Annotated in this window: 17 protein-coding genes and 1 tRNA gene; 9 read left to right on the top strand and 9 right to left on the bottom strand. The window is 65.3% G+C overall.

From position 1 onward, the window contains the following. The 4 genes from ACFQEU_RS05615 to ACFQEU_RS05630 form a co-directional block, all read right to left on the bottom strand. Positions 1-389 (bottom strand): L-threonylcarbamoyladenylate synthase (locus tag ACFQEU_RS05615; protein WP_379780144.1); only part of this gene is annotated, 389 nt, incomplete at its 3' end. A 120-nt stretch (positions 390-509) separates the two neighbouring features. Then, positions 510-1,022, bottom strand: a complete 513-nt coding sequence (locus ACFQEU_RS05620; protein ID WP_379780111.1) for a redoxin domain-containing protein — start codon at positions 1,020-1,022, stop codon at positions 510-512. Position 1,023: 1 nt separating this feature from the next. Then, positions 1,024-1,284, bottom strand: a complete 261-nt coding sequence (locus tag ACFQEU_RS05625; RefSeq protein ID WP_379780113.1) for a glutathione S-transferase N-terminal domain-containing protein — start codon at positions 1,282-1,284, stop codon at positions 1,024-1,026. Positions 1,285-1,452: 168 nt separating this feature from the next. Continuing rightward, the gene (locus ACFQEU_RS05630; RefSeq protein ID WP_379780115.1) at positions 1,453-2,652 is read right to left on the bottom strand and encodes a zinc ribbon domain-containing protein; all 1,200 of its coding nucleotides are present in this window, start codon (positions 2,650-2,652) and stop codon (positions 1,453-1,455) included. A gap of 105 nt (positions 2,653-2,757) precedes the next feature. On the opposite strand from ACFQEU_RS05630, the gene ACFQEU_RS05635 reads away from it, so the two are divergent. Both ACFQEU_RS05635 and ACFQEU_RS05640 read left to right on the top strand, forming a co-directional pair. Continuing rightward, a complete protein-coding gene (locus tag ACFQEU_RS05635; protein ID WP_379780117.1) occupies positions 2,758-4,128 on the top strand; it encodes a hemolysin family protein in 1,371 nt (456 codons plus the stop codon). Between the two features lie 693 nt (positions 4,129-4,821). Continuing rightward, complete coding sequence (locus tag ACFQEU_RS05640) at positions 4,822-5,034, top strand: hypothetical protein (RefSeq protein ID WP_379780120.1); 213 nt, start codon at positions 4,822-4,824, stop codon at positions 5,032-5,034. Between the two features lie 165 nt (positions 5,035-5,199). On the opposite strand, the gene ACFQEU_RS05645 is transcribed toward ACFQEU_RS05640, so the two are convergent. Then, positions 5,200-5,931, bottom strand: a complete 732-nt coding sequence (locus ACFQEU_RS05645) for a DUF5781 family protein (RefSeq protein ID WP_379780122.1) — start codon at positions 5,929-5,931, stop codon at positions 5,200-5,202. 63 nt (positions 5,932-5,994) lie between these two features. Between ACFQEU_RS05645 and ACFQEU_RS05650 the strand changes: the two genes are divergently transcribed. Further along, the gene (locus ACFQEU_RS05650; protein WP_379780124.1) at positions 5,995-7,002 is read left to right on the top strand and encodes a WD40/YVTN/BNR-like repeat-containing protein; all 1,008 of its coding nucleotides are present in this window, start codon (positions 5,995-5,997) and stop codon (positions 7,000-7,002) included. A gap of 36 nt (positions 7,003-7,038) precedes the next feature. Here the strand turns inward: ACFQEU_RS05650 and ACFQEU_RS05655 are convergent, their stop codons facing one another. Together ACFQEU_RS05655 and ACFQEU_RS05660 are read right to left on the bottom strand one after the other, a co-directional pair. Then, positions 7,039-7,737, bottom strand: a complete 699-nt coding sequence (locus ACFQEU_RS05655) for a queuosine precursor transporter (protein ID WP_379780126.1) — start codon at positions 7,735-7,737, stop codon at positions 7,039-7,041. Beyond that, the gene (locus tag ACFQEU_RS05660) at positions 7,730-7,969 is read right to left on the bottom strand and encodes a ribbon-helix-helix domain-containing protein (protein ID WP_379780128.1); all 240 of its coding nucleotides are present in this window, start codon (positions 7,967-7,969) and stop codon (positions 7,730-7,732) included. The genes ACFQEU_RS05655 and ACFQEU_RS05660 overlap by 8 nt, the downstream gene beginning before the upstream one ends. Positions 7,970-8,226: 257 nt before the next feature. Between ACFQEU_RS05660 and ACFQEU_RS05665 the strand changes: the two genes are divergently transcribed. Both ACFQEU_RS05665 and ubaA read left to right on the top strand, forming a co-directional pair. Further along, on the top strand, positions 8,227-8,817 hold the full coding sequence (locus ACFQEU_RS05665; protein ID WP_379780130.1) for a 50S ribosomal protein L15e: 591 nt from the start codon (positions 8,227-8,229) through the stop codon (positions 8,815-8,817). Positions 8,818-8,999: 182 nt separating this feature from the next. Further along, a complete protein-coding gene (gene ubaA, locus ACFQEU_RS05670) occupies positions 9,000-9,812 on the top strand; it encodes an SAMP-activating enzyme E1 (RefSeq protein WP_379780132.1) in 813 nt (270 codons plus the stop codon). Positions 9,813-9,876: 64 nt separating this feature from the next. Here the strand turns inward: ubaA and ACFQEU_RS05675 are convergent, their stop codons facing one another. Then, positions 9,877-10,269 carry a DUF7577 domain-containing protein gene (locus ACFQEU_RS05675; RefSeq protein WP_379780134.1) on the bottom strand — a complete coding sequence of 131 codons (393 nt, stop codon included), beginning with the start codon at positions 10,267-10,269 and terminating at the stop codon, positions 9,877-9,879. A 209-nt stretch (positions 10,270-10,478) separates the two neighbouring features. Here ACFQEU_RS05675 and ACFQEU_RS05680 point away from each other — a divergent pair, with 209 nt between their 5' ends. From ACFQEU_RS05680 to ACFQEU_RS05695, 4 genes are all read left to right on the top strand, one after another. Further along, the gene (locus ACFQEU_RS05680; RefSeq protein WP_379780136.1) at positions 10,479-10,859 is read left to right on the top strand and encodes a Rid family detoxifying hydrolase; all 381 of its coding nucleotides are present in this window, start codon (positions 10,479-10,481) and stop codon (positions 10,857-10,859) included. Position 10,860: 1 nt separating this feature from the next. Beyond that, a complete protein-coding gene (locus tag ACFQEU_RS05685) occupies positions 10,861-11,181 on the top strand; it encodes a hypothetical protein (RefSeq protein WP_379780138.1) in 321 nt (106 codons plus the stop codon). Between the two features lie 27 nt (positions 11,182-11,208). Further along, positions 11,209-11,290: transfer RNA gene (locus ACFQEU_RS05690), tRNA-Ser, on the top strand. A 139-nt stretch (positions 11,291-11,429) separates the two neighbouring features. Further along, positions 11,430-11,597, top strand: coding sequence for a hypothetical protein (locus ACFQEU_RS05695; protein ID WP_379780140.1), 168 nt, complete (start codon positions 11,430-11,432; stop codon positions 11,595-11,597). 66 nt (positions 11,598-11,663) lie between these two features. Here the strand turns inward: ACFQEU_RS05695 and ACFQEU_RS05700 are convergent. Continuing rightward, positions 11,664-13,309: ABC transporter substrate-binding protein (locus ACFQEU_RS05700; RefSeq protein WP_379780142.1), on the bottom strand; the 1,646-nt coding region annotated here is incomplete at its 5' end.

The raw sequence follows: 13,309 nt of genomic DNA on the forward strand, positions 1-13,309 counted from the left end.
GCCTCGGCGGCGAGCGCTCGGGCGACCGGGTGGTCAGGGACGCGCACACCAACGCGGTCCCGACCGCCGGTCAGGACGTCGGGAACGTCGCGGCCGCGCTCCACGACGACGGTGATCGGTCCCGGGAGGAACGCACGCATGAACGCCAGCGCGGTCTCGGAGGGACGGACGTGTTCGAGCGCGGCGTCGACGCTCGCCACGCCCATCGAGAGGGGATCCTCGCGGCTGCGTCCCTTCACTTCGAACACCGCTGCGACCGTCTCAGGGTCGAGGGCGTCCGCGCCGAGCCCGTACACCGTCTCGGTGGGGTAGACCACGAGGCTACCGCTCCGCACCGCGTGTGCCGCCCGAGCCACGGTTTCGCGCGTGTCTCCCGACAGGCCGTCCATACGGCCCGATTCGTCCAGCCGTTCGCCGTCGTCAGTCACATCGCGGAGTTGGCGGGTAACGCGAAAAAGGCTAGCGGCTCCCGACGACTCGGCAAGGGAACGATCGCTTCACGAACCCGATCAGTCGACCAGTCGGTCGATCGCGGACCCCACCGCGTCATACTCGGGGAAGTCGGGGTGTTCGTCTGCGACCCAAGCGTATCGGACCTCGCGGTCCGCATCGAGGAGGAACACGGCGGGGCGTGCCTCCGTGATCCCCGCCATCCCGTCGATGTCGTGGTCGACGCCGTATGACCGGATCACCGCCGCGCTCGGGTCGGAGAACACCCGGACTCCGTCGCCCCGCTCCGCGAGCAGTCGCTTGTGCTCGTACGGGGTGGATATCGAGAGGCCGTACACGTCGACGTCGTCCCTCCAGCCGTGCTCGTCGATCTCGTTGTAGAGGTACGTCGTCTGAAACGCCCCGTCCATCGGGTGGAACACGAGCAGCGTCGGCCCGTCGACCACGTCATCGAGCGCACGGTCCTCCCAGAACTCGTCGCCGACGAGGGGCCGAGTGAATCCCGGGGCGGTCTCACCGACCGTGGGGTGGTCGGCCTCCGGCAAATCGACGACGTCGAACCCTAGATCCATCTCAGGCACCCCCGTCCCCGTACGTGCGGTCGAGGTACGCGACGATGTTCGCGCTCTCGGACATGGTGACGCCCGTCTCGGGGTCGACGATCGCCGGCACGCTCCGCGATCCCGAGACGCGTTTGACCACGTCGCGGGCCGAGTGCATCGGCTCGACGTACCGCGACCGGTACGGAATATCGAGGTCGTCGAGCCTCCGGACGACCCGCTCACAGAACGGACACGCCTGGAGCCGGTACAGCGTGATCGGTTGCCTCGTCATACCGTTCCGTGGGGTCGCTGGCGGGGTAACCGTGTCGACGGCGGCGAGGTATCCGTGTCGTTATGATGTGGCACCCGTGTCGATGGCGGGACACTCGGTTGCTGGCGGGACACTCGGTTGCTGGCGGGACACTCGGTCGACGCCGGGGGGAATCTCTGGACCCACGAGTCACCCATCGTTCGCGGCCGTGGTCTCGGTCGCTCCCGACGCACCCGTGTGGTCACTAGCCACGTGGGTCTCGTCCGTTTCTGCGTCGGTGTCACCGTTTTCCGGATCGGTGTCACCGTTTTCCGGATCGGTGTCACCGTTTTCCGGATCGGTGTCACCGTTTTCCGGGTTGACCGCGTCCGCGAGCGACGTCTTGACCCTGTCGGCCGGTGCCGCGGGACCGGTCGTCCCGAACAGCTCTGCCCGGGCGCAGGCCGCACAGTAGTGGTTCAGCTCGTGCTCGTGGGTACGGACCGGCACGCCGGCGAACAGCGTTTCGTCGCGGCGGCGACGGACGACCCCGCCGTCGAACCGCTCGTCGCAGACGACACACGGCTCCTCACAGGGATCGACCGGTTCGAGCACCCGGTGGTCGACCGTCTTCTGCCGGCCGAACGCCGTGATCCGGTGTCGGCGGCCCAGTCGATCGTCGGCCGGCGGGGCGACGGCGAGACCGGCGACAGCGAGCGCGAGACCGACGCCCGCCATGGCGACGGATCCGTTTTGCGCGGCGGTGATCGCGATGAACGACCCGACCAGGAGTACGACCGCGCTCAGTCCGTACGCGGAGGCGGTCATTAGCGCGGTCTCCTCGTCCGGCTCCCGTTTCGGCATCGGGTAATCTTCCTCGTCGACGGTGAGCCGCCGAGTTTCCGCGAGCATGGAGTGGTGATAGTAGCCGTACAGGAAGTTACCCACACCCCCAGTCGTGAACAACAACAGCACGTGGATCGGGATCGATCCGATGTCGCGGTCGACGAGGACGACCGTGTCGCCCTCGTCGCGCTCGATCTCCCATCCTGCGTCGAGGTGTTGCTGTACCCGCCGACGAAACGCCGACTCGTCGGTGTCGGGCGTCGACTCGTCGGTGTCGAGCGTGGTGTCCGCGGTATCGGAGGCCGATCCGGCGGCCGAGACTGCTTCGTGTCTAGCGGGGCTTTCGGAGCCGCCTCCGTCGCGCTCGGCTCCGCACTCGGAACAGAACGCGTCGTCGGACCCGAAGCGGCTGCCACACGAGCCGCAGAACTGGGCTTCCGTCCCGTCCGCGAGGTCCGCTCCGCACGCCGAACAGAAGTTCGCGTCGGGGGAGACGGTCGCGCCACACTCGTGGCAGTCCGGTCGCCCGGGATCGGGGGATCCCGTCGTAGAGGGGGAGGGCATCGCGGGATCGTTTCGCCGTCGACGCCTTATCCCTTACCGTGTTCCCGACATCGGCCCGAACGGAAGGTAATCCTTTAACCGTCGCCCAACGCACGGTTAATGAGCATGGGTTCATTGTCGAGCGTACTACTGGCCGGCGTCCCGGGGACTCCACCGGTGACCGACCCGCTGGTAACCGTCGTCGGCATCGCCGCCATCGTCGTCCTGATCGGGATGTCGGCGTTCTTCTCCTCCTCGGAGATCGCGATGTTCTCGCTGCCGAAACACCGCGTGAACGGCCTCGTCGAGGAGGGAGTCAAGCACGCGAAGACGATCCAGACGCTGAAAGCCAACCCGCACCGGCTGTTGGTGACGATCCTCGTCGGCAACAACCTGGTAAACATCGCGATGACGGCGATCGCGACCGCACTCATCGGCGCGTACGTCGAGAGCGCGCTGTTGACGATCGCCCTCACGACGTTCGGGATCACGGCGATCGTGTTGCTGTTCGCGGAGACTGCGCCGAAATCGTACGCCGTCGAGAACACGGAGTCGTGGTCGCTCCGGATCGCCCGACCGCTGAAGTACTCTCAGACTGCCCTGTATCCGCTCGTCGTCGTCTTCGACTACCTGACCCGCGTCGTCAACAAGGTGACCGGCGGCCGGGCCGCCATCGAATCGACGTACGTCACTCGCGAGGAGATCCAGAACATCATCGAGACGGGCGAGCGGGAGGGCGTCATCGAGGAGGAGGAACGCGAGATGCTCGACCGCATCTTCCGGTTCAACAACACCATCGCCAAAGAGGTGATGACGCCCAGACTCGACGTCACCGCGGTCCCGAAGGAGTCGACCGTCGAGGAGGCGATACAGAAGTGCGTCCACGCGGACCACGAGCGCGTCCCCGTGTACGACGGGAACCTCGACAACATCGTGGGGATCATCACCGTTCGCGACCTGGTTCGCGAGCTGCGATACTCCGAGGGCGACCCCTCGCTGGAGCGCGTCGTCAAGCCGACGCTTCACGTCCCCGAGTCGAAGAACGCCGACGAGCTGTTAGAGGAGATGCAGGACAACCGCCTCCAGATGGTGATCGTCATCGACGAGTTCGGGACGACGGAGGGGATCATCACCTTGGAGGACATGGTCGAGGAGATCGTCGGCGACATCCTCGAGGGCGACGAGCCCGAGCCGATCGAGTTCGTCGAGGAGAACGTCGCGTACGTGCAAGGCGAGGTCAACATCGACGAAGTGAACGAGATGCTCGACATCGACCTCCCAGAGGGCGAGGAGTTCGAGACGCTCGCCGGCTTCGTGTTCAACCGGGCCGGTCGCCTCGTTGAGGAGGGCGAGGAGATCGAGTTCGACGGGGTCAGGATCCGGATCGAGCGCGTCGACAACACCCGGATCATGAAAGCGCGAGTGACCGTCCTCGACGTCCCCGAAGACGACCCAGACGGGGACGTCGAGGAGGCGCAGGCGGACGGGGCGGAGTAGACTGCCGGGAAGATCGGGTCCCCGTTACACTCCATATGGCGTGAGAGGGTTCACGCGTCGCGCTGAATAGAGAGGGTGAGTTCAGCAGACCGACTCCATTTGTTCCAACCGAGCTGCGATGAATTAGCTGTCAGACTGGGCGTGCTTGGTGAGTGATAACGGGAGTCTATAGAACAAATGTTTTAAGTAGATTAAAATAATATTAGAAAATAATATGAAAAAGCAATTACCGCTTGTTGGTCTCTCGTTACTCATATTTGGGGTTATTTCCTTTTACTTCGTGATTATAGACGGTAATGCATGGATTCCTGCATTATTATTATCCTCATTTCTAATTATTTTTATCCTATGGTATTTGTATGATATGCATAAATCAATTAAAACAATCGAAGACGAAATCAAGAATATTAATGGCTAATATTAGTCAAATATTAGTATTGAGATATGCGGATTCCATACGAAGACGAATGATCTCAACCATTCGTTAGCAGTTCTTACTTTGGTGTTGCCAAAACAGCTTAATAAACTACTTTGCTTTGGCTCTGTTGAAATCCTTAGAAAGTGATATTTATTTTCTCCACTGCGGTCAATACGCAGCTCTTGTTGACCAAAGAGAGAACTACGTGCCGAGGAAACTGATTGCATGACTCGTTGGGGGAACTCTTATACCCGAATCAACAGTGACAAGTCATAATGACTGACACAGCAAATTCGGGCGGGGGGCTGTTTTCCCGACTCCCGGAGGGTGTGAAAATCGGACTTGCACTGATTAGTATCGTGTACGGTGTAGCGATATTGACCGGCACTATCGAAGACCCAATTCCGTCAGGCGTGTGGGCAGTCGTATGGATCTCGGTGGGTATCTACCTGATCGTGCGTGCGGTGCGTCTGAGTAGTCAGTCGTGATGCACTAGGAGGCTGTACTGAACGATTCGTGAGTCCCCTGTATTGACCGATCACTTCCCGCGATAAATCAGCCATCGGCTTGTGCAACATTCGCGCCCTGTGTTCAGCACGGAGTTCGTATCAGATCCGAAGGGTTTCAACAGAGCAAACGCAGACCACTGGGTTCTACACCGCGTACGCGCGGGCAGCCGACACGAGTGCTTTCCGGTAGTCGCTCTCGGACGGATCGGGGCCCAGCTCCAAGAACCGCCGTTTGAAGCCGTTGACGTCGACGTCCGCCGCGTCGCTCTCGGCGGCACGGGCGAGGTCGTACAGGCGGTGTGAGGGGCCCGCGAGGTCGTGGCGCTCGACCAGCGCCAGCGCGAACGCCGCGTTCACCGCGGTGATATCCGGGTCGGCTCCGGCGGTGACGGGAGGCGATCCGGCCCGGTCCAGCTCCGGACGGTCGGCGATCGCGGCCGCGAGCGTCGACTCGAGGAAGCCGACCAGTTTGTCCGCCGGGGCGACCGAGAGCGTGATGTCGTCGGCGTAGATGTCCTTCATGTGGTTCGCGATCTGATAGCAGTGTGCGAGCTTTCGACGCTCCACTTTCTCGCCGGCGAGCCCGAGGTACAACGCCTCCTCCGTCGACTGGAGGTGTGAGGCGTGGCCCTCCTCGTAGCGGGCCATATGGGACAGCTCGTGGACGGCGAGCTCCCGGGCCATCGCGCTCGTGGCGGCGCGACGCGAGACGTTCAACACGTGGTGGTCGTCGTAGTGGGCGGCCCACGTCCGCTCGTCGGGGTCCGTTCGGACCCGGACGTGTACGGGTGCGTCCAGCGAGAACTCGGTTTCGAACAGGTCGGCAGCGCCGAGGAACGGGTCGGGGGGGACGTCCCCCTGTACGCGAAGATCCATGCGTACCGTTACCATGGATTGCGGGGCTAAGTCTCTTGCGCCCGCCAGCCCAACACCCGACCCATGTCCATCTATGCGGCGTACGACGACGGGCTCCGCGTCGTTGACCCGGCGAACGAGCGGGTCGACACCCGACTGGACGACCAGGGGGTCGAGTGTCTCGCTGTCGACTCCCGAACTCCCGACCGCGTGCTCGCGGGGACGTGGAACGGGCTGTATCGATCCGACGATGGCGGGAAGACGTTCGAGCGGGTCGCGACGGACGGGCTCTCCTCGGACGGGGACGGGATCGACGCGGTCACTGCGCTCGCGGTGAGTCCCGACGACCCCGAAACGGTGCTCGTCGGAACCGAACCCTCACGGATCTACCGGTCGACGGACGGTGGTCGGTGCGTCGAGCGTATCGAGGGCCTCCAGAGCGTGCCCTCCGCCGACGAGTGGTCGTTTCCGCCCCGGCCGGACACCCACCACGTCAGGTGGATCGAGACCTGTCCCGCGGATCCCGATCGCTGGTACGTCGGGATCGAAGCCGGCGCGCTCGTCGTCACCCCGGACGGCGGGGAGACGTGGATCGACCGCCCCGAGGGCTCGCGACGGGACACCCACACGATCGCGACGCATCCCGACGCGCCCGACCGGGTGTACGTCGCCGCGGGCGACGGCTACGCCGAGAGCGACGACCGCGGCGCGTCGTTCGCGACCCCGAACACGGGGCTCGATCACGGCTACGTCTGGGGGATCGCAGTCGACCCCGGAGACCCGGACCGAGTCCTCGTCAGCGCCGCGAGCGGTGCGAGCGCCGCGCACCGACGCGGCGAGGCGTACCTCTACCGAACGGAAGGAGCCGGCGGCGGGAGCGGGGACAAGCCGGCGTGGGAGCGGCTCGACGACCGTGGGATCCCGACCGGCGACAGCACCTATCGGGCGGTGATCGCCGGCGGAATCCTTCCCGGCGAGGTCTGGGTGCTCAACGATCGAGGCCTCTATCGAACGACCGACGGCGGGGGCAGCTTCGAGCACGTGGCCGCCGACCTACCGCGGACGGCCGCCCGAGCGCTGGCGGTCGTGTAGCGAGGACGGGAAGATGCCATGTGAACGCCCGAACGCCTACTCCCGAACCGCGCGAACGACGAGGTAGACGAACGGGGTGTCGATCACGGCGATCAGCAGCTTGAGGAGGTACTGACCGACGACGAGCGCGGCGGCCTCGCCGAGGGACAGCGGCATCCCGATGCCGAGAACCGCGGGAGCGACGACGAACGCGACGCCGACGAAGATCACGGTGTCGAGCACCTGACTCGTCGCGGTCGAGGCGAGGTTACGGAGCCAGAGCTTCCCCGGACCGGTCCGATCGCGGATCTCGTGGAACACGATCACGTCCCAGTTCTGGCTCACGACGTACGCGAGCAGGCTCCCGAGAACGATGTTCGTTGTCGGCCCGAGCGCCGTGTCGAAGGCGGCGGATACCTCCGGGTTGATACCGGGTGCCGCGAGCGTCGACCAGACGAGCGCGAGCACGACGAAGTTCATCGCGAACGCGACGTTGACGACGACCTGTGCCGCCCGACGACCGTACAGCTCGGCGTAACAGTCGGACGCGAAGAACGTGATCGCGTACGCCAGCGCCGCGCCCGGTAACAGGATCTCCGGCCCGACCGCCGGAAGCGCGACCGGGAGCGGGAGCGCGAGCACCTTCGCCGCCGTCACCTGCGCGGTCGCGAGAGCGGTGACGAACAGCGCGACGAGTCCGACCTGTGCCACCGCCTCGCGGCCGAGCGGGTCGCCGGCGTACGGGTGATCACTCATTCGTCGCTCCGTCCGCGTCGACCGTCCCGTCCGACGACGATCCGCCGTCGTGCACGGCGCCGTCGTCCGTCAGCCGGCCGTGCCGTTCGTCGATCTCGTCGAGCACGTCGAGCGTCTTGCGGATTGACGCTCGAACCGCGTCGCTTCGGTTGACGAACTTCCCGTCGTCGCCGACGTGCTCGTCGAGGTCCGCGAGCAGCTCGCCCGGGATCTCTACGCTTATCTTGGGCATACTTGAGGATTCTTCGGGTATTATTAAACCGTGACGGGTCGTTCGCGGGTGTGCGAGTGGCTTACGCGGGAACGCCGGAGCGAAGCGCTTAAACTCCACGCCGGGGAAACGACAGTAACTCGCTGGTACGGACGTCCAGCGGGCACTCGCCGCCGGATCGCGGGCAGCAGTCCGTTCGCGGACCGCCTCCGACGATCCGGGACGAGACGAAATGTGGCCGCCTCGCGGCTGAATCGCAATCGTCCGTGGACAACACAATGGCACGAAGCTTCTACTCGCACATCAAGGACGCATGGCGGTCCCCCAAGGAGGGGAAACTCGCGGAACTACAGTGGCAGCGCAAACAGGAGTGGCGCGACCAGGGCGCAATCGAGCGGATCGACCGACCCACGCGGCTCGACAAGGCTCGTGAGCTGGGCTACAAGGCGAAACAGGGTATCGTCGTCGCCCGCGTGAGCGTCCGCAAGGGCGGTTCGCGAAAACAGCGACACAAGGCCGGCCGACGCTCGAAGCGACAGGGTGTCAATCGCCTCTCGCGACGCAAGTCGATCCAGCGTATCGCCGAGGAGCGCGCCTCCCGGAAGTACCGGAACCTGCGCGTGCTCAACTCCTACTGGGTCGGTGAGGACGGCTCCCAGAAGTGGCACGAAGTGATCCTCGTGGATCCCGCACACCCCGCGATCGAGAACGACGAGGACCTCAACTGGATCTGCTCGGACGACCACAAGGGTCGCGCGTTCCGCGGCCTCACCTCCGCCGGCACCAAGGGTCGCGGCCAGCGGAAACGCGGCAAAGGGACCGAGAAGACCCGGCCGTCGGTCGGCAGCAACGACCGGCAGGGCAAGTAAGCGCTCCAACGACGCGCCCGTCCCATTTATCGGCGTACAGCGACGTTACAGCCGTCTATTTATCAGCGTACAGCGGCGTCGTCGTCGATCACTTATCAGCGATCACACGCGTCCTCTCGTGAATTATACGCCACGTCGCCGGTGGGGAAGCGATTATACTCGGGCGTCTCCCATTCGGCGATATGAGCCTCTCCCTCGACGCCACCCAGCTCGATCGGTACTCCAGACACGTCATCATGGACGAGGTCGGCCCGGAGGGGCAGGGTCGGCTCCTCGACGGTCGCGTGCTCGTGATCGGCGCGGGTGGGCTCGGCTCGCCGGTGATCCAGTACCTCGCTGCCGCCGGCGTGGGGACCCTCGGCATCGTCGACGACGACGTCGTCGAGCGGTCGAACCTCCAGCGGCAGGTGATCCACGGCGACGACGACGTGGGCGAGCCGAAAGCCGCGTCGGCAGCCCGGTTCGTCGAGCGGCTCAATCCGGATGTCACAGTCGAAACGCACGCGACCCGGCTGGACGCCGACAACGCTCACGACCTGATCGAGCCCTACGATGTCGTCGTCGACTGCGCGGACAACTTCCGGACCCGGTACGTCGTCAACGACGTCGCCCGAATCGAAGGGATCCCCGTGGTTCACGGGGCGATATACAAGTTCGAGGGGCAGGCGACGACGCTCGTGCCCGACGGCCCCTGCTACCGGTGTCTGTTCCCCGAAGCGCCGGAACCCGGGACCGTTCCCGACTGTGCGACGACGGGCGTTCTCGGCGTGTTACCCGGAACGCTCGGATGTATCCAGGCGACTGAAGCGGTGAAGCTCCTCCTCGACGCCGGTGACCCCTTGGTCGGCCGATTGCTGTTTTACGACGCCCTGGAGATGAGTTTCGAGACGGTTCCCTACCGGCGGAATCCCGACTGTCCAGTCTGTGGCGACGACGGGATCGAGACGATCGCAGGGATCGAGTACGCGGGCGGCTGTCGGATCGACGCCGACTGAACGGACGCTGCCGATGCGGGTCGAAGGCGGTCGACGCGGGTCGCGTCGAACGATGGTGGTCACCTCACCCCCGCACACCGCCCCCGTCGTCGCCCGCGAACCCCGGCCGGGCACACCACTGGCAGTAGCGGAACTCGGGGTGGTTCTTCTCGCCGCAGTACTGACACGCGACTCGGTCGTCGTCGGAACCACCGTCCTCGTGATGCGTGCCGGCGACGCTGTCCGTGGTGTCGCCGACGACGTCGTGTCCTCTTGCTCCCGTGCCGCCGTCGGCGTACCCGACATCGCCCTCGCGGGACCGCTCGTTGACCGGCGGGTGCGTTCCCGTCGGCGGTGGGGACCCGTCCCGGGCGAGTCGTCTTCGGATCCCGTCTCCGCTACGGGCGACTGACCACGCCACCGCGACGTTGACCGCGATCGCCCCCGTGACGAACGCGACGATCAGCTCCGCCATCATGTGTTACTAGTTAACACCCACCACTAATATTTCCAACGGTTACGTTGATTTTGGACACCCACACACGGATTTTGACCGTCGGATCGCACGCTCAGATCCGAAACGGGGCGGATCCGCGGCACCGACGTGGATCGATGTGTGTCAGGCGGACCGATATGAGCCGGCATGGACCGATGGCTATTATGAGACGGGGTCGAAACTGTCGGCGTATGGCGAACACGATCCACACCGACGCGGCACCCGCGGCGGTCGGGGCGTACAGTCAGGCGACCACGAACGGCGAGCTCGTGTTCACAGCCGGGCAGATCCCGTTGACGCCGGACGGGGAGCTGCTCGACGACGCCTCGATAGCCGAGCAGACCGAGCAGGCGCTCGACAACCTCCTCGCGGTGTTGGCGGAGGGCGGTGCCGAACCGGAGGACGTTCTCAAGACGACCGTCTTCCTCGCGGATATCGACGACTTCGAGGAGATGAACGAGGTGTACGCCGGCTACTTCGACGAGTCGCCGCCCGCCCGATCGGCCGTTCAGGCTGGCGCGCTCCCGAAAGGGGCCGGCGTCGAGATCGAGGCTGTCGCGAGCATCGAATAGGATGGGTGAAGGCGGGGGGAGCGACGAACGCGAGGACGCTGAGAACGGAGCTCTCGCGAGATCGGACGACGGTCCGACCGATCAGGTTCCGGGCGTTCCGGCGACGCCACGGAACCGGGCGAAGTCGGCAGCCCTGTGGGGTGCCGTCGGCGGGTTCTCGTTTCTCGTCCTCGCGCAAGCGTACCTGCTACTCGGCGGCGACCTCCCGGTCCGATACGCGTGGTTGTTCGCACTGGCCGGGGTCGTCGCGGCCGTCGCCGGCGGTGCGGCGTATCTCTTCGAACACCGGATCGCGGCTCGGCTGGCGAAAAGAAGGACTTAACAGTCCAAACGGATTACCTCCGAACGAGCCAGGATGGCCGAGTGGTAAGGCGCACGCCTGGAAAGCGTGTTCCCTTCCGGGATCGGGGGTTCAAATCCCTCTCCTGGCGTTTCTCGACTGATCGACACGCGAGCGTCGGCAACAGCTATCCCGGTGAGCACCGGTTTCAGCGTCTTCGATCCTGAAGGCGGGCCGTGTGCTCTCCCGCCACAACCTTCTTATGTGTGTGGAGTGTTGACACACCTGTCATGCCGGACACGAAATCGGGACGCGAGCGGAAAGGGCGGAACAAGCGCCGTCAGCTGGAGAGCCATCTCAACCGTCGAGAGCTGGAGGCGACGGCGGACCCGCCGGAGCCCTCCCTCGACGATGTCGACGGTGAGTTCCTCACGGAACCGCCCGAGCGCGACGAGTGAGCGGCGGGACTGCTCGCCCGCCGTCGGATCGCCTTACCGCTCTCACATCTTTTGCCCGCTGTTCCGTCACTCCCCGTCGCGTAGGAACGCTTCGAGCTCTTCGAGCGCGGAGACCTGATCGCCCGCGATCGCGTCTTGGAGAAGCGCTCCGACCGTCTCCCGGCTCTCAGTCCACGCCGACGTCGAGGGTTCCAGCACCGCGTGCTCCGTGATATACTCGATCGCGGGGCGATACTCGGCGGACGGCGCGTTGGCAACCGCCTCGACCGAGAACGGGTCGCCGTTTAGCGTCGGCACGAACCCACGTTCGACGATCAGCGGAGCGACCGCGGGGGAACGGAACGTCTCGGCGACCGATAGCGCCTCCGCGAGCACGTCCGTGTTCGGGTTTACGACGAGGTACTGGCCGTACACGCTGGTGTACGACCCCGCAGTGCCGGCCGGGGTCGGCATCACGCCGAGCCCTCCGCGTTCCGATTCGGGGACCCGACCGATGAAAAACGACAGGGGGACTCGCACCGCGATCGCGTCGCGGTTCTCGAACACGCGCTGTGGTTCGATGAAGCCGTAGTCGAACACCTGCTCCGAGCTCGCCCGCTCGATGTCGGCGTCGGCGGTGTCGCCGCCGATCACGAGGTCGTGAAGCACGTTCGCCGCCTCGATACCGCGGTCGTCAGCCACGGTCACGGGGTCGGTGTCAGCCGCCGGACCGGGGTCGACCTCGTAGTAACCACCGCCGAACGAGGCGAGGACCTCGGAGAAGATCCGCGGGATCTGAAACTGCTGGCCGCTCCACACGAACCCCTGGTCCCGTCGGAGGGTCGCAACGGTCGAGGACCACTCGCTCCACGTCGGTGGGTCCGTCATCCACGCCTCGAAGGTGGACTCGTCGGCTACGCCGCTAAACGCGTCCTTCCGATACACGATCGTTTCCGGGGCGAACGCGTACGGAACGGCGTGAACCGCGCCGGTCTCGGGATGACGACTCCGCGTTTCCAGCGCCGGAAACGACTCGCCGAGCACGTCGCCGATCGAGTGGCCGTCGGCGTGCCGTGAGAGCGGCTCCGTCACCCCCGCGCGGACGAGCCGCCCGAGCCCGCTCGAGTTCACCACGAAGAGGTCCGGAGCATGGCCCGACTCGACGGCCGCGATGTACTGATCGACCCGATCTTGCGCCTCGAACCGGTCGTCGATCACGACGTCGATGGACTCCGGGAGCCCCGCGTCGGCCGTGGCTTCGGGGAGCCCCTCATACGTTCCACCGAGCTGGACCCCGACCGAAACGGTGCCACCGGTTACCTCGAGGGACGGGTCGCCGTCCTCCCCGTGCGTTTCGGCGTCCGGTCCCTCGTTATCGTCCGAGGCGAGCGCCCCGGCACTCGGCTCGCTCGTCCCGAGGCCATCGTTGAACGCTCGAAAGCCGCCGTACGCGAGACCGATCCCGCCGATAGCCGCCGCTCCGTACGCCAGAACCGACCGGCGGGATCCGCCGGCGTCGCCCGCGCCCTGCTTGGAGTCGTCAGATCCGTCACTGGTCTCGCTTCCCGCGTCTCCCGTGTCGTTTCTCGCGTCTCCCGTGTCGTTTCCAGACTCCTCGTCGGCCTCTCTCTCCGCATTCGGGTCGTCGTTCGTGGTGTCGGCCGCCTCGTCGGTCGTTCCGTCGGCGGCGACGGGGGCACTCGGCGCGACGGTCGGCGCGAGGGCGTCGGCCT

Origin of the sequence: Halorubrum tibetense (assembly GCF_042661865.1) — an archaeon.
GTDB lineage: Archaea > Halobacteriota > Halobacteria > Halobacteriales > Haloferacaceae > Halorubrum > Halorubrum tibetense.